The sequence below is a fragment of the Kitasatospora sp. NPDC048286 genome (assembly GCF_043201735.1).
In the GTDB taxonomy this organism is placed as follows: Bacteria; Actinomycetota; Actinomycetes; order Streptomycetales; family Streptomycetaceae; genus Kitasatospora.
Map to the genome: position 1 here is coordinate 55476 of NZ_JBICZE010000025.1, position 22842 is coordinate 78317.

Here is a 22842-nt window from a genome sequence, read left to right on the forward strand (position 1 = left end):
TTCGATCCATACGTTCCGCACATTCCGTACATTCCGCACGTCCCAGAGGGCCGATACGTGTCGGCCGGGCGGTCGCGGCCGTCCTGTTCACCGGCATGCTCGGCGCCTGCGCGGGCGCCCCGGCTCCCGTCGCGTCCGGCGGGACGGCCGGGAGTGCCGCGCCGGTCGGCGTGGACAACTGCGGGACCACCGTGACGGTCGGCGCGCCGCCCGAGCGGCTGGTGACCCTCAACCAGGGTGCCACCGAGGTGGCCCTGGCCCTCGGCCTGCAGTCCCGCATGGCCGGTACCGCCTACCTCGACGACTCCGTCCCGGAGAAGTGGAAGGCGGCCTACGACTCCGTCCCGGTGCTCTCCAAGGAGTACCCGACGAAGGAGAAGCTCCTCGCGGCCCGTCCCGACTTCCTGTACGCCTCCTACGCCAGCGCGTTCACCGACAAGGTCGCGGGCAGCCGGGAGGAACTGCGCAACCAGGGCATCCCGTCGTACGTGTCCCCGTTCGGCTGCTCGGACAAGAGCAAGGTACCGCCGACGACCTGGCAGGCGATGTGGGGCGAACTGAACGACGTCGCCAAGGTCTTCGGTGTCCCGGAGCGGGCCGTCGCGATCCAGCAGCAGCAGGAGCAGCAGCTTGCCCGGTTCACCGCGACGGCCGCGGGCAAGGGCCTGAAGGTCCTGTGGTACGACTCGGACACCAAGACGCCGTTCGTCGGTGCCGGCCACGGCGGACCTCAACTCGTACTCGATGCCGTGGGCGCCCGCAACGTCTTCGGGGACCTGCCCGGTGGCTGGCAGAACGTGAGCTGGGAGAAGGTCGTCGCGGCGGACCCGGACGCCATCGTGCTCGCGGACGCAGGCTGGGACACCGCCCAGTCCAAGATCGACTACTTGGAGAACGACCCGGTGCTGAGCAAGCTCGGCGCCGTGCAGCGCAAGGCCTTCGTGGTGGTGCCGTTCTCGGAGTCGACTCCCGGCGTGCTGCTCGCCGACGGTGCCGCCCGGGTGTCCGCGGGGCTGGGCCGGCTGCACCCGGGTTCATGACCACCGCGCCCCACCCCGTCGTGCGGTCCTCCGGTCCGGGCCGCGCGACGGCGGCGCTGGCCATCGGTGTGGCCCTGCTGCTGACCACCGTGCTCCTCGGCCTGGCCGTGGGCTCGCAACACGAGCCGGTCCACACCGTGATCGACGTCGTGGTGCGCCGTCTCGGGCTGGGCGACCCGAACGTCACGCTGCTGGACGATCAGATCGTCTGGCAACTGCGGCTCCCCCGGGTTCTGGGAGCGGCTGCCACCGGCGCCGGCCTCGCGGTCTGCGGTGCGGTGTTGCAGACGCTGACCGGGAACGACCTGGCCGATCCCTTCCTGCTCGGGATCTCGGACGGAGCCGCCGCCGGCGCGGTCACCGTGATCGTCCTCGGCGCCGGCGTGTCCGGCGTCGTGGGCACCGGTGCGGTGGCGACGGCGGCCTTCGCCGGTGCCCTGCTCGCCGCCGTCGTCGTCCTGGCACTGGCCGGCGCGCGCACCCGGTCGCTACCGACCGCCCGGACCGTGCTCGCCGGCATCGCGGTGGGACAGATGTGCGGGGCGTACACCTCGTTCGTCGTGATGGTCCTCGGGGACCGCAACGCGGCGCGCGGTGTCATGGAGTGGACGCTCGGCTCGGTCGCCGGCGTGCGGTGGCCCACCGCCGTCTTCCTGACCGCGGTCGCGCTGATCGGTGTCACGGTCCTGGCCTCCTCGGCCCGCGACCTGGACGCCTTCGCCTTCGGCGAGACCTCCGCCCGCTCCCTCGGCGTCCACGTCGAGCGCACCCGCTGGGTCCTCGTCGCCACCGCCGCGCTGGTCACCGCGTACCTGGTCGCCAACACCGGCGTCATCGGATTCCTCGGCCTGGTCGTACCGCATGTGGTCCGTCTCGTCTGCGGGCCGCGCCACGCCCTCCTGCTGCCCGTGTCGGCGCTGGTGGGCGCGTCCCTCCTGGTGGGCAGCGACATCGTGGCGCGCTCGGTCCTGCCCGACCGGGAGATTCCCGTCGGCGTCATCACGGCCGGGCTCGGAGCGCCCTTCTTCGCCTGGCTGCTGTGGCGCCAGGGGCGGGCCGACGGGAGGGGGCAGTGACAAAGACGCCCCCCGTCGAGCTGCGCGCGGAGGGACTCCGTGTGCGGATCGGCGCAGCCACGCTGCTGGACGAGGTCTCGCTCGCGTTCGGCCCCGGCCGGGTCACGGGCCTGCTCGGGCCCAACGGCGCCGGGAAGACCACCTTGCTGCGCGCGGTCGCCGGACTGACCCGGCCGAGCGCGGGACGGGTCCTCCTGGACGGAGCGGATCTCCACGCGCTCACGGCCCGCCGACGAGCCCGACAGGTGGCCTTCATGGAGCAGCAGGCGGACACCCGGCTGTCGCTGCCGGTCCGTCAGGTCATCGAGCTCGGACGCACGCCGCACCGCGGCCGCTGGCCCGTGCCGACGAACCCCGCGGCCGGCGCCCACGAGCGGTCCGTGTTCGCCGACGCCGTTGCCGCGGCTGACGTCGGCCACCTGCTCGACCGGTCCTGGCCGACGCTGTCGGGCGGCGAGCGGCAGCGGGTCCAGCTCGCGCGGGCGCTGGTGCAGGAGCCCGGCGTGCTGCTGCTCGACGAGCCCACCAACCACCTCGACCTACGCCACCAACTCGGCTTCCTCGAAACCGTACGCGGGCTGGGCGTCACCACGGTGGCCGCGCTGCACGACCTCGAACTCGCCGCCGCCTACTGCGACGAGGTGGCCGTCCTGCTCGACGGCCGCCTGGTCGCCCACGGGCCCGTCTCCGAGGTGCTCACCTCGCCCACGATCGCGCACGTCTACGGCGTCGACGCCACCGTGGAACGACACCCCCGGCACGACAGACCGCACATCCGGTGGAACGGACTGCTCCGCGAAAGGACGACCCCATGACCTCCCCCCTGCCGGATGCCCCCGCCCGCCGCAGTGCCGTACTCCTGGTCGGCATGTCGATCGGGGAAGTCGTCCGCCGTGACGAACTCCTCCGGACGGCGGCGTCGCACCGGGCCTCGATCGCGTTCCTGCAGCAGGGAGACCCCTCCCTGTCGGCCGCGCTGACCAGGCTGGCCGACGAGGGCAACGAGACCGTGGTCGTGATCGGCGTCCGCCTCGCGGCTTCCGGCCCGGCCCATTCCTGGCTACGGCGGATCGCCGCGCACTGGTGGCGCGAGCGTGCGGGCCACCGCCCCGAACTCCTCGTCGCGACCCGCCTCGCCGACTCACCGGACGCGGTCGCCGCGGTGGCCGCGGTGACGAAGGCCATCAGCGGCACGGAGCCCGGCCTCACGTCCACGGCCTGGGAGGAGGTCCCCGGCCACCGGCACCAGGTCATGGTGTGCCGCGGTCCGCGTTGCGCGGCCGTGGGCGCGGAGGAGGGACTACGCGCCCTGGTAGGGAAACTGACCGAGCTGGGCCTCGGCGACGACGACGTGCTCGTCACCCAGACGGGGTGCCAGTTCCCCTGCAACCAGGCCCCCGTCGTCAGCGTGCAGCCGGACGACATCTGGTACGGGAGGATCGACCCGGCTGTCGCCGACCGCATCGTCACCGAGCACCTCGCCGGCGGACGACCGGTCGAGTCCCACCGACTCCCCCGCCACAGGAGAGAACAGACAGGCCACCACGACGACTGATCGCGACCACCGGCACGGGAGCGGGGTGAACTCCGTTCCCGGCCCACCGCGAGGTGCCCGCACCGGCGGCGATCCCGCCCGGGCTACGCGGGCATCACCCCGTGGATGCGGGAGATGGTGAACATCCGCTCGTCGTTCCGCAGGTGACACCAGCCGTGCAGGTAGGGGGCGTCCAGTTCGAGCCGGCTGAGGGTGCGGACCGTCTCGTCGCCCGAGGTCGCGACGTACTCGATCGTGATGGCCTGGCCGTCGTCGACGGCATGGGCCAGCTGGCGGACGTCGGTGAAGGACAGGTTGCGCGCGTGCCCTGCGATGATCTCCTCGGTGTCGCTGGCGTACGGGCGGTCGTCCCACGGGTCCGGCTCCGGGATGTCCTGCGGGGCGTCCCGAAGCCGGACGGCGAGGGAGGGCAGGTCGACGGTCGTCCGGGCGTCCGTGGTGTGGGCGTCCGCCCGCTGTGTGCGGGACCTGCCACCGGACGGGCGCGGCGGCGGGAGGGTGCTCGCCGCGCGGGCGCGTTGGGCCCGCTCGATGCGGACGGACCCGTCGGGCTTCTCGGCGACGGGGGCGTAGCCCGCGGACCGTAGTGCCGCGAGCGTCTTGTCGAGCGGGGTCCGGCTGATCAGCACCGTTGGTGCCAGCAGCCGCAGGCCGAGCTGGGTGAGCTTGCGGTGCGCTGCCAGTTCGGCCAGGAGGGCGGGCTCCTCACCGTGGATCACACAGGCCGCGGAGACGATGCGCACTCGACCGTGGCTGCGCGCGGTGTCGTGGATCAGGTACGAGAGCGGCTGGGGAAGCGGCTCGACGGCGATGGCGGCCAGGTCGGCTGTGAGGGCGTCGGGGGTGAGGCCGGCGTCGAGGGCACGGCGGACGCTTCCCGGGCTGAACCGCCATACGGACGCCGCACCGGCGCTCTCCCGGTCCGCGACGGAGTCCAGCAGGGCGAGGAGGTGCGCCGACGGTGTGCCGGCGACCACGGCGGTGAGATCGCTTCCGAAGCGGGCAGTCCCGCTCGCGGCGGGCAGCAGTCGCCGGCAGGCGTCGGTCAGGGCTTGGGCGTCGTCGGCGAGCAGGGCGGCGCCGATCGGGGACACGGCCCCGAGGGCGAGTGCGCCGAGCAGTTCCGCCTCCCGGATCAGGGTGGCGAACGGCGTGGTGTCCTGGGGGAGTTCGTCGACGAGCGGGCGCAGCCACCCGAGCAGCGCTCCCAGGTCCGCCGAGTTCGCCGCGCCTTCGCCGGCCGGGAGTTGCGACGCGGCGGTGAGCAACCCGTGCCGGGCCTGCACGCAGCCTCCGCAGGGCGGTGCCCCGGCGAGCGCCGGCAGAGCCTTCCCGTCCTCGTCGCGGCTCCCGCCGGGGGTCAGCGGGAGTGCCCACCACGCCCGGAGCAGCACGGCGAGCTGGTCGGCCGGTTCCTGCTCGGCCCAGTTGTCGTAAAACGCGGTCGCTGCGACCCGGTCGCCGTCCCGGGCCAGCAGCCCGGCCGCGCTCGCCGCCTCCAGGACGAGGCGTACCGGGATCTCGTCGCACTGTGCCGCTCTGCCGATCCGGGCCAGCTCGCGGGCGCCGACCCCGCCGGCCTTGAGCCGGGCCGGTGGAGCGGCGGCGCACACCCCGAGGACGGACACGGCGTGGGCGGCGAACGCCATCGTGGCGGCCGAGGTTTCCCGGTCGATGTCCGAGACGGTGGCGGGCGCCGGCCGCACGCCGGGCGGGAGGGGTGTGAACGGGGCGTGCCAGTCGGGGCCGCGCAGTGCGAGTGCCACCTCCGCGGGCATGCGGGCCGGCCCGTACCGGTGCCGGTCCCGGATCAGTAGTCCCCTTTCCAGTGCCCACTGTTCGCCGGGCTCGGAGTCGGCCCGAGGCCCCCCGAACATGATGAAGCCCGGTCGTTCCGGAGCCTCCTGTGCCCGCCGCTCGAGGAGTTTCCGCGTGGCTGCGGGCGCCTTGGCCACCAGCGCGGTGACCCGGACCGGGTCGCTGTGATGGTCGATCAGCGCCGCCAGGCGCATTTCTTTCCTGTTGGCGGCGGGTTTGATGGCGAGTTTCGCCACCATGCGGCCCAGTTCGTCGGAGTTCGAGCCCCCGAGCAGTCGTGCGAGCGGTGCGTCGAGTCCCAGCGGCGAGGTCCACGCGTTCCGCAGCGGCGCGGCCATGTGCAGCAGGCCGTTGCCGTCGGGCCACATCAGAGCGCGATCCGCCAGTGCCTCCAGGGCGGCGGCCAACCCGTGGGCGCGTTCACCGTGTGTCGCGTCCAGGAGGCCTGCCAGGTCGTCCCGCGACGCAGCCGTCAGTACGGCGACGGCCTCCGCCACCTGTAGGCACGGCTGCGTGAGTCGGGGCAGGGCCAGCGCCACGGACGCCGGGCGCTGGAGGCGGTCCGCCAGTTCGCCGACCGACCGCGGTTCCGGAGCCGACACGGCGTCCGGGCGCGCCGCCAGGACCCGCTCCAACTCGGCCGCGTCAAGACCGCGAAGCCATGCGGCCAGCGTCGATCCGTTCTTCTTACTGATGGGGACACCTCGCCACGCAGAAGGACGACCTGCCCTGCCGAAAGCAGGCCCGGTGCACAAGGATGGCCTACCGGAGGGGGTGAGTGCGACGAAAGCCCCGACGGAGGGGCCGAGACCGTTCTTCGCCTCCCACCCAGGACGTCCGGTCCGCGGCGAAGGAGGAGGCCGCCGGCGACCGGCACAACCTGGTGATCGTCCTCGAACAGCGGCCTCGGGGAGGTACCGGTAGCCGCGGCCGGCGCCCTACTTGCCGACCAGCACCCGGGCGACGATCCCGCTGAGCGCCCCGGGCGCCAGCCGACGGGCCGTCCACAGGGCCCGGGTCCCACGCCCCGGAAAGGCCCACGACCGGCGACGCGCCAGCGCCCGGTCCATCGAGTCCAGCACCGCCTCGGCACTCAATCCCCGGCGTGGGCCGAGGAGTTGAGGGGTCTCGACGCGGATCCGGTCCAGCATCGGCGTCTCCACGGCCGGCGGGCAGACGCACAGGACCCGTATGCCGTCCGCACGGTGTTCCGCCGCGACGATCTCGGCGAGGAAGTGCACCGCCGCCTTCGCCGCGCCGTACCCGCCACCGAGCGGCACCGGCACCCAGCCACCGATCGACCCGACGAGCACCACCTCACCGCCGCCCCGGGCCGCCATCAACGGCACCACCGCGTGCACCACACGCAGTGTGCCGCCGTACACGACATCCATCACACGAAGGGTGTCCGCCGGATCCCGGTCGAGCAGCCGCCCCATCCCGGCGACACCCGCGCAGTGCACCAGCCGGCGCGGCGGGCCCAACTCCCGCCCCACGTCGAGGACCACGGCGGCGACGGCCGTCCCGTCGGTGACATCGCAGACGAACGGGCGCACCCGCGACGCCTCCGCGGCCAGGCGGTCGAGACCGGCCGCGTCCACGTCGACCGCCGCGACCACCCAGTCCGCCCGGGCCAGCCGCAGGGCCGCCGCCCGGCCGATACCACTGGCGGCGCCGGTGACGACGGCGACATCTCCTCGCAAGGACGCCATACTCCTGCTCCTGGGCTCGCATCGGGCCGGACACACCACCTCGGCCCGTACCCCGCAGCGGAGTCCGGGCCGTACCCCCGGAGGATCCCTACCCGCACGGCGCCGCCCGCAAGTGTCGTCACGGCACCGGGTAGTACGTGCTCGGGCCGGCGGCGCCCGTCACCGTCCGGCCGCGTAGGCCTGCATGCCCCGCGGGTCCGCGGCGGCCGACAGGAGCCCGGTGCGCGGATCGCGGGCCACCGCGCAGACGCGACCCTCGCTCCACGGCCCGGCGACCCGCACCCGGTGCCGGCGTCGGCGCAGCTCGGCGATGGCGGCGTCGCCGATCCGCGCCTCGACGACGACCCGGGCCGGGTCCATGGCATGGGGGTGGAAGGAGGACGGGAAGCTCTCCTGGTGCCAGTTCGGGGCGTCGACGGCGCCCTGGAGGTCGAGGCCGCCGCGCACGGCCGGGCGGAGGGCGACGGCCAGGAAGAAGTGCAGGGTCCACTGGTCCTGGGCGTCGCCGCCCGGTGTGCCGAAGGCCAGCACCGGCTCGCCGTCCCACAGTGCCAACGAGGGGGACAGCGTCGTGCGCGGACGGCGGCCGGGGGCGAGGGAGTTGGGCAGTCCCGGTTCGAGCCGCGCCATCTGGAGTCGCGTCCCGAGCGGGAATCCCAGGTCCGGGACGACGGGGCTGGACTGCAGCCAGCCGCCGCTGGGTGTGGCGGAGACCATGTTGCCCCAGCGGTCGACCACGTCGACGTGGCAGGTGTCGCCGCTGGTGGCCCCGTCGGCGGCGGTGGTCAAACCACCCTGGCCCCACAGATCGCCGGGGCCGCCCGGGCCGCCGGGGCCGGTTGGCTCGCCGCCGCCGAGCGCCATCGCCCAGTCACCGGCCCCCGGGGCGGAGACGGCGCGTCGGCCGAGTCGTGGCGGCCGACCGCCGGGCCGGCCGGGGCGAAGCTCGGCGGAGGCGAACTCGCCGATCAGCGAGCGGCGTTCGGCGTTGTAGGCGGGATCGAGCAGGTCGGCCACGGTGACGCCGGTGTGTTCGGGGTTGTCGCCGTACCAGGCCTCCCGGTCGGCCATGGCCAGCTTGCCGCCCTCGATCAGCGTGTGGAGGTACTCCGCTCCGCCGTACTGCGGGCCTTTCGACCCGAAGTCGTCCGGCAGCAGGGCGAGTTGCTGGAGGAAGATCGGCCCCTGGCTCCACAGCCCGGGCTTGCAGACCGTCCAGCCGCCCCACTCGTGGCTGACCGGCTCCTCGTACGTCGCCTCGAAGGCCGCGAGATCGTCGCCCGTGAGCACCCCGGCGTGCGGCACGCCGGAGGTGTCCATCGCCGGGCGCGCGGCGAACTCGGCCAGCGCGGCCGCGACGAACCCCTGTCGCCAGACCCGCCGCGCCGCGTCGATCTGCTGCTCCCGCCCCGCCCCGGCGGCCTCCGCCTCCGCCAGCAGCCGCCTCCAGGTGTCGGCGAGACGGACGTTGCGCAGCAGCGCGCCCGCGGCCGGCGGACGGCCGTCCGGCAGGTAGAGCGCGGCCGAGCTCGGCCAGTGCCGCTCGAACTGCCCGCGGACCGCCGTGACCGCCGCCCCGATGGCCGGCAGCGCCGGGTGGCCGTGTTCCGCATGGCCGATGGCGTACCGGAGCACCTCGGACAGCCGTTTGGTGCCGTGGTCGCGGAGCAGCAGCAGCCAGGCGTCGAAGGCGCCGGGGACGGTGGCGGCCAGCGGCCCGGTGCCGGGTACCTCGTCCAGACCGAGCGCGGTGTAGTGCCCGATGGTGGCCGCGGCGGGTGCTCCGCCCTGGCCGCAGAGCACCTGCGGACGTCCCCCGGCCGGCGCGAGGATGATCGGCACCTCGCCGGCCGGGCCGTTCATGTGCGGTTCGACGACCTGGAGCGTGAACCCCGCGGCCACGGCGGCGTCGAAGGCGTTCCCGCCGTCCTCCAGCACCGCCGTCGCCGCCGCGGTGGCCAGCCAGTGGGACGAGGCCGCCATGCCGAAGGTGCCCTGCAGGGTCGGACGGGTGGTGAACATGCGAGTCCTCCTTGGGTTCGGCCCGGCTTCCAGGGATCCCTACCCGGCGACCGACCGGCTTGAAAGCCCACCCGAGTCCCCGTCCCTGACGGCTTTCCACGGGAACGTTGAGTTCTGATGCCGCTGGTCCACGGCGCCCCGGGCGGGAGACGAGTCGGCGGTCCGCGTCGGCGTCGTCGATGATGCCGCCGCAGCGCGGTGCCGACCTGCCGCTCGCCTCCGGACAGCCCACCGGCGGACCGCGGCGCCCGGCGTCGCATGCGGCGTCCTCGGCTGCCGCATGCGACGCCGTACCGCTCGTCAGGCCGGCGCGCTGCCGTCATGCATGGGGTGCCGCACTCCGGTCCCCCCGGCAAGGGCATCGGTGCGCGGTTCGAGGAGCGTGCCCCTGCGCAGGGTGATCGACATCAGGTCGCTGGGGGCGTCGAGTTCCAGCCGGTGCCAGCGGCCGCGCGGGACGATCACGGCGGTACCGGCCGGCAGCCGCACCATGTCCTCGGCGTCACCGGGCGTGGTGGGACGGAAGTAGAGGCGGACACCGCCGGCCAGACAGCACACCGCTTCCTCGGCCTCGGGGTGCATCTCCCAGTGGTCGGCATGGACGTCGGCGTCGGTCTCCACGTGGAACGTCGCGATCTGCCAGGCATCGGAGTCGATGCCGGCCATCCGACGTTCGGCGGCTCGGGCCCTCCCGTCGGGGTGGATGTACAGCGCCGAGGCGAACAGGTCGACGGACGTGATCGGGATCGTCGTCATGAGGGCGTTCCTTCCAGTCGGTTCTCCGTGGCGGCAGCGAGGCACGGGACAGGTCGCGGGCGCGACCGCCCGGGCCCGGACGCCCCCTAGTTTTTGTACATGTAAGTAAAGTAGACCGGAGGCTCTGCGTTGTCGAGGCCTGGGGGATGATGGAGGGCATGCAGCAGCCCTCCGCACCCCGCAAGGCCACCGGCCGGCCGCCCCGCATCTCCCGGGGGGAGGTCATCGGGACGGCTCGCCGGATCGTGACCGAGGAAGGTGTCGAGAGGCTGACCATGCGACGCTTGGCCGCGGAGATCGGCAGCACGCCGATGGCGCTCTACCACCACGTCCGCAACAAGGAGGATCTGCTCGTCCTCCTGCTGGACGACTACGCCTCGCGGACACTGCACCGGACCGAACTGCCGACCGAACCCCGGGAGCGGGTGGTCGCTGCCGCAACAGCGATCCACGAGGCGCTCGCCGCCTGCCCCTGGATCGTGGAGGTGCTGACCGCCGACGACCTGATGTCCGCCCACGCCCTGTGGTTCGTCGAGCAGATCATCGACGGCCTGATCGCCTGCGGCCTGTCGCTCGAAGGGGCCGCGCGGGGCTACCGCGCGATCTGGTACTACACCGCCGGAGAGATCATGGTCCGCACGACAGCGACCCGGCGCCGCACGGGGGTTGACCGCCCGACCTATCGGCAGCAGGTCTTCGCCGACCTCGACCCGAGCGATCTGCCCCGCCTGGCACAGCTCGCGGACCGCTGGGAGCCACTGACCGCCCAGGACACCTACCGGGACGGACTCCGCTCCCTGGTGGACGGCCTCCTCACCGCACGCTGAGCGGGTGACGGCGTCGCACCTTGGCAAGGACGTCGTCCACGCCCTCCACACCGGCGAACGGCAGCCGGACCGACCGCGAGGTCGGACTCCCCGTCCACGGCACCCGCAGGGTCAGCGGACTGCGCCGGGAGGAGGTCGCCGACCTCGCGGCGATGAGCGTGGAGCACTACACCCGCCTGGAGCGGGGGAACGCGTCATGCGTCTCCGACGGCATCCTCGACGCGGTCTGCGAGGCCCTGCGGCTCAGCCCGGGGGAACGCCGCTACCTGCGCAGCCTGGCCCGGCCGGCCGGCACCGACGTGCCCCGCCTTCCGGACGATCGACGGTCGGACCTGCAAGCGGTACTCGACTCGATGGCCCTCACCCCCGCGTACCTGGTCGGCCCGGGCGGCGCCATCCTCGCCTGGAACCGGCTCGCCGCCGCCGTCTTCCTCGACTTCGGGCGCCTGCGCCCGCAGGAGCGCACCGTCGGCCGGCTGGTCTTCACCGATCCGCGCGTGCGCCGGCTCTACGTCGACTGGGAGGCCAAGGCCCGGGAGACCGTGGGCCTGCTGCGCACCGAGGTCGGCAGACGGCCCCGGGATGCCGCGCTCGCCCGCGAGATCGGCGAACTGCGCGAGCACAGCCCGGTGTTCCGGCGGTTCTGGGACGAGCAGGTGGTGCTGGAACAGGCCCATGCGACGCTGCTGCTCGCCTCCCCCCGGGTGAGCGGCCCGCTGCGGCTGTCCGCGTCGGCGCTGCACCCTGCCGACCATTCCGACCTGGTGATCGTGGCGTACACGGCGGTGCCGGGGTCGGATTCCGAGTCCGCCCTGCACCGACTGGCACGCACCGTCGCGTCGGCCGAGACGCCGTGACGGGCGCGCGCCGCCGCGCCCCCGGCCTGCCGCGTCACCGCCCGCCGCGTCCTGGCCCCTGACCGCAGATCCCTGAACCCGCACCCGACCGCTCACCGGCTCGCACCGTGGTCCGCCCCCGCCCGGGCGGAGAGCTCCGCGCTCCGCAGCCGCTCCTGGCCGGCGGCGAGGTTGCCCTCCGGTCCCAGGTCCCCGCCGCCGGCGGGGCCGGGCAGCGGGAACTCCCTGGTGGCGAAGGCGGGCGTGAGGTACGTGCCGAGGACGGGCACGCCGTGGGCCTCCCCCACCGTCAGACTGAACGGCGACGGGGCGAAGGCGGTGAGCAGCAGGTCGGCCCCGCCGGCCACGGCGTCCGCCACGCCGTCGGCGAGCCCGTCCACGAACGCGGCCGTCACCGCACGACGGCGGTGGTACGGGTGCGCATGGTCCCCCTGGGACGGTCAGGCCCCGCCCTACCGGGACTCCCGGCGTATCCTCTTCGCCGACGTTCCCGAGGCCGAGGCCGAGCAGCCACTCGCCGTTCCTCTCCATGCCCCGGCGACTCGCCGCCCTGCTGGGCCGGATCGCGACCGGCCGGGGATGACCGACCGGCGGTGACCGACCGGGGATGACCGACCGGCGGTGACCGACCGGCGGTGCAGCCCCTACAACCCCTCCCACCTGCGAATTCGGCGGGAACGTGACGCGAACACCTCCGTCTGCTGCGGGGGTGTTTCGTCTTCGTGTCCAGATGCCTTGATCCCTGGTGTCACGTGTCGCCCACACACAGACTGGCCACTGCACGGTCGTGCAACCACCCCCTGGATCGAGGAAGTTCCACCCGCATGCGTACCTGCCCCAGACCCGGCGCTCCCCAGCCTCACCCGCCGCATCCGGTGGGGAGGTGCCGTCCGTGCTCCGGTATGTGACCCGCAGGGCGGTGAGCTGGTTCCTGGTGATCGCCGCGGCCACCAACGCCACGTACTTCCTGGCCAGTTGGTTCCTCGACCCGCGCTCGAACTTCAAGGAGCTGCGCCCGGTCCGCACTGAGGAGCAGATCTCCCGGGCTCTGGCCCCGTACAACCTCGACCCGCACGAGCCGCTGCTGCACCGCTGGTGGGACTGGCTGACCGGGGTGGCCCTGCACTTCGACTGGGGCCGCTCCCCGGTCGGGGTCCAGGTGAACGGGGAGATCGGCCACCGCTCCCTGGTCAGCGCCGAACTGGTGATCGGCGCGACGATCCTGTCCGTCGTCGTCGGCGTCGCACTCGCGGTCCACACCGCCTCGCGCCAGTACGGCTGGCGGGACCGGGCCGCCCAGGCCCTGTCCATGGCGCTCTTCAACGTCCCGGTGTCCATCGCCGCCCTCGCCCTGGTGCTGCTGGCCATCGGGCTGAACGAACACGCGGGTTGGCACTTCCTGTACGTCGCGGGAGAGAACTCGCCCGACGTGGAAGGGTTCTGGGCGACGATCGGCGACCGGCTGCTGCACCTGATCCTGCCGACGCTGACGCTCACCCTGACGGGGTACGTGGGCTACCACCTCACCCAGCGCTCCCTGCTGCTGGACGTCATAGGCTCCGACTTCGTGCGCACCGCCCGGGCCACCGGGCTCACCCGCGCCCAGGCGATCCGTCGGCACGCCCTGCGCACGGCCCTGATTCCCACCGCCCAGTCCGTGGCCTTCAGCATCCCGGCCGTCTTCACCGGCGCGGTCCTCACGGAGACGATCTTCGGCTGGAACGGCATGGGCCAGTACTTCATCCAGACCATCAACAAGAACGACGTACACGGCACCGTGGCGACCGCCGCCTTCGCCGCCGCCCTGACCGCGATCGGCGCGATCCTCGCGGACATCGCCACCGTTCTCCTCGACCCGAGAGTGCGGGTGAACTGAGATGGGCACCCCTGTGAGTCCCGACGGGACCTCCGAAGGCGTCCTCGCCACCGCCCCCGGGCCGACCGCCGATCCGCTGCTCACCGAGCACAACGGGCATAGCGGCCACGACAGCCACGACGGGCACGACAGGCGCTATCCGGGCCGGCGCCGCCTCTACCTGCGCCGCTTCCTGCGCAACCGAATCGCCGTCGCCGGTGTGGTGATCTTCCTGCTGCTCGTGCTGTTCAGCGCGCTCGGCGGCCTGTTCACCCCGTACGGCTACGCGGACGCCGACTTCTCGGCGCTGACCCAGTCCCCCGGCGCCGAGCACTGGTTCGGCACCAACCAGGGCGGCAACGATGTCTATGCCGCCGCCGTGCACGGGCTCCAGCGCTCGCTGGTGATCGCGGTGACCGTGTCCCTGCTGACCGTCGCCATCGCCGCGGTCGTGGGCGCGGGCGCCGCCTACTTCGGAGGCCGGGTGGAGAAGGCCACCCTCGCCCTCGTCCACTTCCTGCTGATCGTGCCCTCCTTCCTCATCCTCGCCCTGGTTTCGCACCGGCTGGCGGGCGACTGGCGGGTCCTCATCCTCGTCCTGACGGTGTTCGGCTGGATGTCCACCGCCCGCGTGGTCTGGTCGGTGTCGACGTCCCTGCGCGAGCGCGACTACGTGCGCGCCGCGGAGTTCATGGGCGTGCGCCCCCTGCGCATCGTGGTGCGCCACATCATCCCCAACCTGGGCTCCCTGCTCATCGTCAACCTCACCCTGGGCGTGGTCTCCACCGTGCTCAGCGAGACCGCCCTGTCCTTCCTCGGCTTCGGCGTCCAGACCCCGGACGTGTCGCTGGGCACGATGCTCGCCGACGGCGCGGGCACCATCACCAGCGCCCCCTGGCTCTTCGCCTTCCCCGCCGGGCTGACCGTGCTGCTCACCGTGTCGATGACCTTCGTCGGCGACGGCCTGCGCGACGCCCTCGACCCCACGTCCACCACCGGCGCGGCAGGAGGCCGACGATGACCCTCGCACCCGCCCTCCGCACCGGGCCCGCGCCCGTCCTGTCCGTACGCGACCTGCGCGTCTCCTTCCCCTCCGAGGCCGGACCGGTGGAGGCCGTGCGCGGCGTCGACTTCGACCTCCTGCCCGGGCGCACCCTGGGCATCGTCGGCGAGTCCGGCTCCGGCAAGTCCGCCACCGCCCTCGCCGTCATGGGCCTGTTGCCGCCCACCGCGCGGCTCGGCGGCCGGATCCTGCTGGGCGGGCGCGACCTGGCGGCGATGGACGACAAGGAGCTCTCCCGGGTGCGCGGCAAGGACATCGGCATGGTCTTCCAGGACCCGCTGTCCGCGCTCACGCCCATCTTCAGCGTCGGCCGGCTGCTCGCCGAGGCCCTGCGCGTGCACCGGGAGCTGTCCAGGAAGGACGCCTGGGAACAGGCGGTGGAACTGCTCGACCTGGTCGGCATCCCCGACCCCCGCGAACGCGCCAAGTCGTTCCCGCACGAGTTCTCCGGCGGCATGCGCCAACGCGTCGTCATCGCCCTGGCCATCGCCAACAAACCCTCGGTGCTCGTCGCCGACGAGCCCACCACGGCGCTCGACGTCACCGTCCAGGCCCAGATCCTCGACGTGCTGCGCCTGGCCCAGCGCGAAACCGGCGCCGGTCTCGTCCTGATCACCCACGACCTGGGCGTGGTGGCCGGCCACGCCGACGACGTCGCCGTCATGTACGCCGGACGGATCGTCGAGCACGCGAGCGTCGACCAGCTCTTCCGCCGTCCCACGATGCCCTACACCGCCCGCCTGCTGGCCAGCATCCCGACCGTGGACAGCGGTGTCGAACGGCCCCTGATCCCGATCGGCGGGGAGCCGCCGTCCCTGGTCGGCCTGCCCAGCGGCTGCCCGTTCGCGCCCCGCTGCGCCGTGGCCCGGGACGTGTGCCGGACCACCGAACCGGACCTGACCGCACCGGACCCGACCGAAGCGGTCCCGCCCGCACCGGCCGGGCGGCCCGGCCGCGTCGCCTGCCACCGCGCGCAGGAGATCGCCGACGGAAGCCTCGACCCGGCCGGGGAGGCCGCCCCCGTGCCACCGGCCGGCTCCGGGGCGCGGACCGCCGGCGACGTGGTCCTGCGCGTCGAGGACCTGGTCAAGACGTTCCCCGTCACCAAGGGGGCCCTGCTCAAGCGCCGGGTGGGGACCCTGCACGCGGTCAACCACGTCAGCTTCGAACTGCGCGCGGGCGAAACCCTGGGCCTGGTGGGGGAGTCCGGCAGCGGCAAGACCACCACGCTGCGCGAGGTGCTGCGGCTGCGCGCACCCGAGGGCGGCCGCATCGAAGTGGCCGGCACCGACGTCGCCACGCTGCGGTCGGCCGCCCAGGTGCGCGAGCTGCGGCGGGACGTCCAGATCGTCCTCCAGGATCCGACGGACGCCCTGGACCCCCGGCTGACCGTCTTCGACCTGCTGGCCGAACCGCTCCAGGCCACCGGCGCCGACCGGACGGCCATCCGGTCCCGGGTCACCCGGCTCCTGGACCTGGTGGGTCTGGACCGCGCCATGGGCGACCGCTTCCCCGCCGCCCTGTCCGGCGGCCAGCGCCAGCGCGTCGGCATCGCCCGCGCCCTGGCCCGCGAGCCGAGGCTGCTGGCCCTGGACGAGCCGCTGTCCGCCCTGGACGTCTCCGTGCAGGCCGGGATCATCAACCTGCTCGCCCGGCTGAAGCGCGAACTGGGCCTGGCCTACCTGGTGGTGGCGCACGACCTGGCCGTGGTGCGCTACTTCTCCGACCGCATCGCGGTGATGTACCTCGGGCACATCGTCGAGTCCGGCGCCACCGAGGAGATCTTCGCCCGGCCCCGGCACCCGTACACGAAGGCCCTGCTGTCGGCGATCCCGGTGCCCGACCCGGAGCGCGAGCGCCACCGCGAGCGCATCGTCCTCGCGGGCGAGCAGCCCAGCGCCGCCCGGCTGCCCGAGGGCTGCGTGTTCGTCGACCGCTGCCCGCTCCACCGGGAGGCCGACGAGAGCGTACGGACGCGCTGCCGCACCGAACGGCCGGCGACCGTCGGCGTCCCGGACGGCTCGGATCACCAGTACGCCTGCCACGCGGTCTGACTCCCGCCCCGCCCCGCCGCCTCACCCCTTCTCGCCCCTTCTCACCGATTCCCACCAAGGACATCCCATGCGTCGCAAGCTCGCCCTGCCTCTCGCGCTGGTCGCGGCCGTGTCGGTCGCCGCCACCGCGTGCTCCTCCCCGTCCTCCTCCGGCGGTTCCACCGACGGCTCCTCCGGGCAGGACGCCAAGAACGCCGCCCAGGTCGCGTCCTCGGTCACCGACTACAACCCCCAACCGTACGAGAACATCAAGGACGGCGGCACCTACACCACCGCGGGGACCTTCGACGAGCAGGGCAACCCCTTCAACGTCAACGGCACCCTGAACGCGCTGCGGATCTGGTCCTGGTACAACGCCGACGCCATCACCTACTCGCCCACCGGCGAGGTCCAGTACAACCCGGACTACTACAGCGACGTGAAGGTCTCGGTCGAGGGCGGCGACCAGAAGGTCGTCATCACCCTCAACCCCAAGGCCGTGTTCAACGACGGCACCCCGATCGACTGGCGGGCCATCGAGGCCACCTGGAAGGCCAACAACGGCTCGAACAAGGACTACGCGGCCTCCTCCACCGACGGCTACGACCGCATCACCTCCGTCACCCCGGGCGCGGACGACAAGCAGGCGGTCATCACCTTCAAGGGCGTCAACGCCTCCTGGTCCGCGCTGTTCACCACCTTCCTGCACCCCCAGGCCGCCACCGTCGACAACTTCAACAAGGCGTACGTCAAGACGGCCCACCCCGAATGGGGCACCGGACCGTACACCGTGGGCACCTGGGACGACCACTCCGGCAACATCACCTTCGTGCGCAACCCCACCTGGTGGGGCCGGACGGGCAAGCTCGACAAGCGCGTCTACGTCAACCTGGAGAGCGCCGCCTCGATCAACGCCTTCAAGAACGGCGAACTCGACTACGCCCCCGTCGGGACCGCCGAGAACCTCAAGCAGGTGAAGACGGTCAAGGACACCGAGGTCCGCAGCGGCGGCAGTCCCTTCGAGTACTCGCTGTACCTCAACACCAAGTCGCCCCTCCTCGGTGACATCCAGGTCCGCAAGGCGGTGCAGGAGAGCATCGACCGCGCACAGATAGCGAAGATCCGCTTCCAGGGCCTCGACTACACCGAGCCGCTGCCCGGCTCGGCGGTGCTCTACAGCTTCCAGCAGGGCTACCAGGACAACGTCGCCGCCGTACTGAAGTACGACCCGCAGGAGGCGCGGAAGACCCTCGACGCGGCCGGCTGGAAGCCCGGGGCCAACGGCATCCGCACCAAGGACGGCAAGGAGCTCGCACTCGGCTACACCCTGCTCGGCGACGACCCCATCGAGAAGGCCACCGCCGGAGCGTTCACCGCGATGCTCAAGGCCGTCGGCGTGAAGGTGGACATCAACAAGGTCTCCTCGAACGACTTCTCCAAGGTGCTCAGCGACCGCCGCTTCGACCTGTTCGTCTCCGGCAACCGCTCGACGGACCCCTTCGGCGCACGGTACCTGTGCGACTTCTACTGCTCGGACCGTGACTCCAACATCACCGGAGCCGGCACCCCGGAGCTGGACGGGGAGATCCGCGCCACCGGGGAGATCGCCGATCTCGGCGAGCAGATCGCGGCCGTCAACAAGGTCGAGCAGAAGGCCCTCCAGCAGTACGCCTTCCTGCCGCTGTACAGCGGACCCTCCACCTACGGGATCCGGAAGGGCCTCGCCAACGTCGGTGCCACCATCTTCTACAGCCCGCTGCCCGAGACCATCGGCTGGCAGAAGTAGCACCGTCGGCGCCCAGGACGTGCGAGGGCCTGCCCGCACGGGGTGCGGACAGGCCAGGGTTCTCGGTGGTCCCGGGCACACCCGGGGGTACCTGCCAGTGGGTTCGAAGGATCCTGTTCGGGGCCCTGAATGGCATCGCCCGTGCCGTCGAGCGACTACGCGGTGTGGCCGTCCAGCTTCTTCAATGCCGCGCCGATCAGCCGGGCCACCTCCGTCCAGCCCGCCGCGGCCTCGGCGTACCCGTCGCGGGCGGCCCGCACGCGTTACTTTGAGCGATCAGGAGATGGCATTCAGTTGCACAATGATGGCAGTCGTCGCCCAGGAGGTACGCGATGCCCGACCCCGACCAGCTCGCAGCGATCGACCACATCGTGGTGCTGATGCTCGAGAACCGCTCGTTCGACCACATGCTCGGATTCCTCTACACCGATCAGGGCAACCGCTCCCCATCCGGGCAGCCGTACGAGGGCCTGACCGGCCGTGAGTCCAATCCCGATACGACCGGCGCGCAGGTCCCGGTCTTCCGGATCAAGCCGGCCGACCCTGGCGCGTATTACATGCCCGGCGCCGACCCCGGCGAGGGCTACCAGGCCACCAACCAGCAGCTCTTCGGCACCACCACCGTCGCCTCCCCCGCCCCGGCCGCGACCAACCAGGGCTTCGTCGCGAACTTCGCCGCCACCCTCGCCCTGCGCGCCCAGCAGGGCCGCTCCATCCTTCCCGGCACCACCGCCAAGAGCATCATGGGCTGCTTCAGCCCCGAAACCCTGCCGGTGATGTCCGCCCTCGCCCGCGGCTACGCCGTCTGCGACCACTGGTACTCCTCGGCTCCCACCGAGACCCTGCCCAACCGGGCGTTCGCCTGCGCCGCCACCAGCCAGGGCCACATGGACGACGCCACCCACACCTTCACCGTGCCGTCCGTCTTCGGCCTGCTCTCCGGCCACAACCTCGACTGGGCCGTCTACGGCTACTGCGCCCAGCCCCTCACCCGCGGCAACTTCCCCGACATCTACGCCGCCCCGGCCTCGCACTTCGGACTGTTCACCGATTTCCGGAAAGCCGCCGCGAACGGCGCCCTCCCACCGTTCACGTTCCTCGAGCCCAGCTGGTCCTCCACCGGCAACAGTCAACACCCCAACTACGACGTCGCCCTCGGCGAACAGCTCATCCACGACGTGTACTACGCCCTGCGCCAGGGCCCCGCCTGGGACAAGACCCTGCTGATCGTCACCTACGACGAGCACGGCGGCTGCTACGACCACGTACCCCCGCCCACCGCCGTCCCGCCGGACAGTGCCGCCGGCGAGTACGGCTACGACTTCACCCGCTACGGCGTTCGCGTACCCGCCATCCTCATTTCGCCACTGATCCCCGCCGCAACGGTCCTACGCGTCCCCGACGGCACCACACCCATCGACCACACCTCCATCCTCAAAACCGTCCAGCGCCGCTGGAACCTGCCCCCGCTCACCGCCCGCGACAAGGCCGCACCCGACCTCGGCGCGGCCCTCACCCTCACCACCCCGCGAACCGACGACCCCCTCGCCGGCATCACCGCTCCCACCGCCACCGGACCCAACCCCGCCGCCGCCGAGACCTCCCACCTCCTCCGGATCCACCAAGAACTGACCGCGCGCCACCTCATCCCCACCACCGACGACAACGAACACTGACACCCGGCCACATCCCCGACCGGAAGCGTCAGACAGTTGACTCTGGCCCACATTCGGCGGTGCCACACGGTGGCGCGGAACCGGAGGCCGCAGATGCCGTGGATCTCATCGGGGGCAGCGGGGTCGACAGGCAGCAGTCGCTCGGCCCAGTGGCGGATGACGAAGGGCTGGGCGTCGAGCCGGATGGTCAGGGCGTGCGGGGCTGGGTGAACAGCGCGGATGCCCATGGGGTGAGCACTGAGCAGGCCCAGACCCGTGCGCGCCCACCAGCATGCGGCCGGGGCCCGTCAAAACGGGCCCCGGTCGATGAGCCAGCCCATCACGCCATCGGACGCTCCCGCGGCGGGCTGACGACGAAGATCCACCTCGCCGCGGACGGCCGCTGCCGCCCGCTGTGCTTCCTCCTCACGCCCGGACAGGCCGGCGACGCGCCCGCGTTCGAGCACGTCATGGCCACCCTGTGCGTGCCCAGGCCGGCGATGGTCTCGCGGGCCGAATCCGGAGTCAGCTCAGGCATTGGGGGACCCTCCACACCAGTCGGTCGGGACCTCGTGGACGGTGAAGTTCCAGAAGTCCCTCGGGTTCTCGTTCCGGGTGTCCACCTTGTAGGTGAGGTCACGGTGGAACAGCACTTCGGCTTCGGCGGGGTAGACCGAGTAGTCCCACACTTCGGCGCCGGTCTTGCTGTCGAACACGAAGTGGGCGTTCGACCCGGGCCACGGTCCCCGGGGTCGGGGTGTAGTCGTCGGGCAGGCACGGGACGACGAGGACCGCGAGGACGGCGCCGCGCACCGCCGACTCGACGCTGACCTCCCCGTCGCGGTCGGAGTGCGTACGGGCCTGACCGGATGGTGGGCACGACTCCCGAGCGGGCCGAGGGCCGGGCTCACCGATCCCGCAGCAGGGCGTGCAGCGGACGGGCCGCCGCCTGCGCGGCGGGCCGGGTGAGGTGCAGGGCCGTGTGGAAGTAGCCGTCGGTCTCCTTGCCGCGGGGGTCGTCGCCGAGCGCAGACACCGCGGCGACGGCGTACCTCTGTTCGTCGGAGTCGGTGAAGCACCGCTGCCGGTAGGTGCGGGACGTGTCCTTCTCCGTGGTCATGCCCAGGGCGGCCAGCCCGTCGGCGATGTCCTGGTAGGAACCCGTACGCAGCACGAACGCGGCCACCCACGGCAGCTCCCGCCGGCCTTCCAGCAGCGGACGGAAGGTGCGGGCGGACAGGAAGCTCGACCCGCCGGTCACGGTGATCAGGCGGGTGCCGCGGGTGGCCCGGTACAACTCCGGGCTGGGCGGGGCGGTTTCCAGGTTCTCGGCGAACCCCGCGTCGAGCAGGCCGACGGCTCGGCCGTAGGCGACGGCCTGCGCGGCGATGTCGAGGCCGATGACGGGCACGGCGTCCGGACGGCGGCGCGCCGCGTAGTACTCGCGGTCCGACTCGATCAGTTCGGCGGTCGTCAGGTCGGCCACCTGCGGTGATGTGTAGCGCTTGTACAGCTCGTCCAGCGTGACGTGGTGGTTGAGCAGGGCCGCGTTGATGCCGTACGAGCAGCAGATGTCCAGGACGTTTGCCTGCGGCTCGCCGTCCTGGCCGTCGGCCGGGCGTTCGGGGGCTTCGGTGACTTCGGAGGCTTCGGAGGCTTCGGGAAGGCCGACCAGCGGCAGGAGACCGCGGAAGACACTCCGGGCGTGCTGGGGCGTCTGGTACTCCAGCGGCCCCAGAGCGCCAAAGTACGACCGAGGGTCGGGTCGGTCGTAGATGTCGTCGAAGCAGGTCATCTGTGTGGGCGTACCCGGTGTGCGCTCGTTCCCGGCGGTGGTCATCAGGGCGCCTCCTCGTTCGGATGGGACAGGCATAGCGCACGGCGCTGCCGGTAGGGAAGGACGCCCCCGGCCAACTGACCCACAACACCTGGTCCTCGGAGGCGATTCGTCGGGCGAAGCCCGGGAGCCGATCCAGCCGGTTCTCACCGCCTGGAAGGTGAGTCATCCCTTGTGTGGGTGCTCATCGCGCCGCTACGGCCACCACCATGACGTGCCGCCGCGGTTCACTCCTCGGCCTGGAAGTCTTCCCGAACGGCCCCGTGTGCTGTCCCTCGGGCTGCATCCTGGTCCTCCGTCGAACGCGAGGGAGTCCTCCATGCAGCTCAAGTTCCTCGGCACCAGCAGCGAAGACGGGAAGCGCCCGACGCTCTATGAGACGGAGACGGGTGACATCGTCGTCCGGGGATACCGTCTGACCGATCCCGAGGCCCTCGCCCAGCTGCGGGACGTGCTGCCCGGGGAGACGTTCGTCGTCGTTCCCCGTGACCTGGCCGCTCTCCAGCAGCAGGCAGTCGGCGTCCGGCCCGGGCGCCGGAGTGCCGCAGACGGGGGCGGTGCGGTAGGCGCCGCGCTCCTCGTACGTGCCGACGAACAGGACGAAGCCGAGGACGACCAGCGGCAGGCCCGCGAGGACGATGAGGGTGCGCGCGGTACGGGAGTCCCGCCACCGCCGCTTCGGCTTGCTCGGAGTCCCCGCCCAGCCGTCCATCGGATCCCCACCCGCCCTACCGCGTCCGCGTGTTCCGTGTGTTCCGTATGTTCCGCGCGTGACGTACCCCGGTGGTCTCCCGGGTCGTACGTCGGATGATGCCAGGGGTGCCCGGCGGGCGCGATGGAGTTCGGGAAGTTCACCGAGGGCCCGGCAGTTCGACGGCGGTTTCTAGCGGTCGTTGCAACACGTGGTCGGTTGTCTAGGCCGTGAGGAGTTTAGCCAGGCGCTCGGCTGG

The 22842-nt window shown here is 72.3% G+C and carries 19 protein-coding genes and 1 pseudogene; 12 read left to right on the forward strand and 8 right to left on the reverse strand.

Features of this window, described 5'->3' with window-relative positions; all coding sequences use genetic code 11:
• Positions 1 to 95: 95 nt before the first annotated feature.
• From ACGF13_RS38120 to ACGF13_RS38135, 4 genes are read left to right on the forward strand one after another with little or no spacing between them, the layout of a single operon-like run.
• Complete coding sequence (locus ACGF13_RS38120; RefSeq protein ID WP_392884039.1) at positions 96 to 1040, forward strand: ABC transporter substrate-binding protein; 945 nt, start codon at positions 96 to 98, stop codon at positions 1038 to 1040.
• Entirely contained in the window at positions 1037 to 2116 is a 1080-nt protein-coding gene (locus tag ACGF13_RS38125) for a FecCD family ABC transporter permease (RefSeq protein WP_392884041.1), read from the forward strand. The genes ACGF13_RS38120 and ACGF13_RS38125 overlap by 4 nt, the downstream gene beginning before the upstream one ends.
• Positions 2113 to 2931 carry an ABC transporter ATP-binding protein gene (locus tag ACGF13_RS38130; protein ID WP_392884042.1) on the forward strand — a complete coding sequence of 273 codons (819 nt, stop codon included), beginning with the start codon at positions 2113 to 2115 and terminating at the stop codon, positions 2929 to 2931. The genes ACGF13_RS38125 and ACGF13_RS38130 overlap by 4 nt, the downstream gene beginning before the upstream one ends.
• The gene (locus ACGF13_RS38135) at positions 2928 to 3671 is read left to right on the forward strand and encodes a ferredoxin (protein ID WP_392884043.1); all 744 of its coding nucleotides are present in this window, start codon (positions 2928 to 2930) and stop codon (positions 3669 to 3671) included. Before ACGF13_RS38130 ends, ACGF13_RS38135 begins: the two co-directional genes overlap by 4 nt.
• Before the next feature lie 83 nt (positions 3672 to 3754).
• On the opposite strand, the gene ACGF13_RS38140 is transcribed toward ACGF13_RS38135, so the two are convergent.
• The 4 genes from ACGF13_RS38140 to ACGF13_RS38155 form a co-directional block, all read right to left on the reverse strand.
• Positions 3755 to 6124, reverse strand: a complete 2370-nt coding sequence (locus ACGF13_RS38140) for a helicase C-terminal domain-containing protein (RefSeq protein ID WP_392884044.1) — start codon at positions 6122 to 6124, stop codon at positions 3755 to 3757.
• Between the two features lie 303 nt (positions 6125 to 6427).
• Positions 6428 to 7201 (reverse strand): SDR family NAD(P)-dependent oxidoreductase, encoded by a 774-nt coding sequence (locus ACGF13_RS38145; protein WP_392884045.1) that lies wholly within the window; start codon positions 7199 to 7201, stop codon positions 6428 to 6430.
• Between the two features lie 159 nt (positions 7202 to 7360).
• Positions 7361 to 9223 carry a gamma-glutamyltransferase family protein gene (locus tag ACGF13_RS38150; RefSeq protein ID WP_392884046.1) on the reverse strand — a complete coding sequence of 621 codons (1863 nt, stop codon included), beginning with the start codon at positions 9221 to 9223 and terminating at the stop codon, positions 7361 to 7363.
• 300 nt (positions 9224 to 9523) lie between these two features.
• Positions 9524 to 9979, reverse strand: a complete 456-nt coding sequence (locus tag ACGF13_RS38155; protein ID WP_392884047.1) for a cupin — start codon at positions 9977 to 9979, stop codon at positions 9524 to 9526.
• Positions 9980 to 10137: 158 nt separating this feature from the next.
• On the opposite strand from ACGF13_RS38155, the gene ACGF13_RS38160 reads away from it, so the two are divergent.
• Both ACGF13_RS38160 and ACGF13_RS38165 read left to right on the forward strand, forming a co-directional pair.
• Positions 10138 to 10806 carry a TetR/AcrR family transcriptional regulator gene (locus ACGF13_RS38160; RefSeq protein ID WP_392884048.1) on the forward strand — a complete coding sequence of 223 codons (669 nt, stop codon included), beginning with the start codon at positions 10138 to 10140 and terminating at the stop codon, positions 10804 to 10806.
• A gap of 20 nt (positions 10807 to 10826) precedes the next feature.
• Entirely contained in the window at positions 10827 to 11663 is an 837-nt protein-coding gene (locus tag ACGF13_RS38165) for a helix-turn-helix domain-containing protein (RefSeq protein ID WP_392884049.1), read from the forward strand.
• A 92-nt stretch (positions 11664 to 11755) separates the two neighbouring features.
• On the opposite strand, the gene ACGF13_RS38170 is transcribed toward ACGF13_RS38165, so the two are convergent.
• On the reverse strand, positions 11756 to 12058 hold the full coding sequence (locus ACGF13_RS38170) for a hypothetical protein (RefSeq protein WP_392884051.1): 303 nt from the start codon (positions 12056 to 12058) through the stop codon (positions 11756 to 11758).
• A 497-nt stretch (positions 12059 to 12555) separates the two neighbouring features.
• Here ACGF13_RS38170 and ACGF13_RS38175 point away from each other — a divergent pair, with 497 nt between their 5' ends.
• The 6 genes and pseudogenes from ACGF13_RS38175 to ACGF13_RS38200 all read left to right on the forward strand — a co-directional run.
• Positions 12556 to 13539, forward strand: a complete 984-nt coding sequence (locus ACGF13_RS38175; protein WP_392884053.1) for an ABC transporter permease — start codon at positions 12556 to 12558, stop codon at positions 13537 to 13539.
• Position 13540: 1 nt separating this feature from the next.
• Complete coding sequence (locus ACGF13_RS38180) at positions 13541 to 14539, forward strand: ABC transporter permease (protein WP_392884055.1); 999 nt, start codon at positions 13541 to 13543, stop codon at positions 14537 to 14539.
• Positions 14536 to 16635, forward strand: a complete 2100-nt coding sequence (locus ACGF13_RS38185) for a dipeptide ABC transporter ATP-binding protein (RefSeq protein WP_392884056.1) — start codon at positions 14536 to 14538, stop codon at positions 16633 to 16635. Before ACGF13_RS38180 ends, ACGF13_RS38185 begins: the two co-directional genes overlap by 4 nt.
• A gap of 67 nt (positions 16636 to 16702) precedes the next feature.
• Positions 16703 to 18400: an ABC transporter family substrate-binding protein gene (locus ACGF13_RS38190; RefSeq protein WP_392884057.1), complete on the forward strand. Its 1698-nt coding sequence runs from the start codon at positions 16703 to 16705 to the stop codon at positions 18398 to 18400.
• Between the two features lie 332 nt (positions 18401 to 18732).
• Positions 18733 to 20076 carry an alkaline phosphatase family protein gene (locus ACGF13_RS38195; RefSeq protein ID WP_392884059.1) on the forward strand — a complete coding sequence of 448 codons (1344 nt, stop codon included), beginning with the start codon at positions 18733 to 18735 and terminating at the stop codon, positions 20074 to 20076.
• Between the two features lie 255 nt (positions 20077 to 20331).
• A pseudogene (locus tag ACGF13_RS38200) lies at positions 20332 to 20510 on the forward strand (IS5/IS1182 family transposase); the annotation flags it as partial.
• A gap of 75 nt (positions 20511 to 20585) precedes the next feature.
• Here ACGF13_RS38200 and ACGF13_RS38205 read toward each other — a convergent pair.
• The 3 genes from ACGF13_RS38205 to ACGF13_RS38215 all read right to left on the reverse strand — a co-directional run bounded on the left by ACGF13_RS38205 (position 20586) and on the right by ACGF13_RS38215 (position 22604).
• Positions 20586 to 20771: a hypothetical protein gene (locus ACGF13_RS38205; RefSeq protein ID WP_392884065.1), complete on the reverse strand. Its 186-nt coding sequence runs from the start codon at positions 20769 to 20771 to the stop codon at positions 20586 to 20588.
• Between the two features lie 191 nt (positions 20772 to 20962).
• On the reverse strand, positions 20963 to 21895 hold the full coding sequence (locus tag ACGF13_RS38210) for a hypothetical protein (RefSeq protein WP_392884060.1): 933 nt from the start codon (positions 21893 to 21895) through the stop codon (positions 20963 to 20965).
• 181 nt (positions 21896 to 22076) lie between these two features.
• Positions 22077 to 22604: a hypothetical protein gene (locus ACGF13_RS38215; protein WP_392884067.1), complete on the reverse strand. Its 528-nt coding sequence runs from the start codon at positions 22602 to 22604 to the stop codon at positions 22077 to 22079.
• Positions 22605 to 22842: the final 238 nt, after the last annotated feature.

Bases quoted from the DNA above. Each gene is read 5' to 3' on its own strand.
- ACGF13_RS38150 (WP_392884046.1), bottom strand. From the start codon at position 9,223: ATGTTCACCACCCGTCCGACCCTGCAGGGCACCTTCGGCATGGCGGCC.
- ACGF13_RS38215 (WP_392884067.1), bottom strand. From the start codon at position 22,604: ATGGACGGCTGGGCGGGGACTCCGAGCAAGCCGAAGCGGCGGTGGCGG.
- ACGF13_RS38210 (WP_392884060.1), bottom strand. From the start codon at position 21,895: ATGACCACCGCCGGGAACGAGCGCACACCGGGTACGCCCACACAGATG.
- ACGF13_RS38160 (WP_392884048.1), top strand. From the start codon at position 10,138: ATGCAGCAGCCCTCCGCACCCCGCAAGGCCACCGGCCGGCCGCCCCGC.
- ACGF13_RS38120 (WP_392884039.1), top strand. From the start codon at position 96: ATGCTCGGCGCCTGCGCGGGCGCCCCGGCTCCCGTCGCGTCCGGCGGG.
- ACGF13_RS38125 (WP_392884041.1), top strand. From the start codon at position 1,037: ATGACCACCGCGCCCCACCCCGTCGTGCGGTCCTCCGGTCCGGGCCGC.
- ACGF13_RS38190 (WP_392884057.1), top strand. From the start codon at position 16,703: ATGCGTCGCAAGCTCGCCCTGCCTCTCGCGCTGGTCGCGGCCGTGTCG.
- ACGF13_RS38155 (WP_392884047.1), bottom strand. From the start codon at position 9,979: ATGACGACGATCCCGATCACGTCCGTCGACCTGTTCGCCTCGGCGCTG.
- ACGF13_RS38135 (WP_392884043.1), top strand. From the start codon at position 2,928: ATGACCTCCCCCCTGCCGGATGCCCCCGCCCGCCGCAGTGCCGTACTC.
- ACGF13_RS38185 (WP_392884056.1), top strand. From the start codon at position 14,536: ATGACCCTCGCACCCGCCCTCCGCACCGGGCCCGCGCCCGTCCTGTCC.
- ACGF13_RS38180 (WP_392884055.1), top strand. From the start codon at position 13,541: ATGGGCACCCCTGTGAGTCCCGACGGGACCTCCGAAGGCGTCCTCGCC.
- ACGF13_RS38195 (WP_392884059.1), top strand. From the start codon at position 18,733: ATGCCCGACCCCGACCAGCTCGCAGCGATCGACCACATCGTGGTGCTG.
- ACGF13_RS38145 (WP_392884045.1), bottom strand. From the start codon at position 7,201: ATGGCGTCCTTGCGAGGAGATGTCGCCGTCGTCACCGGCGCCGCCAGT.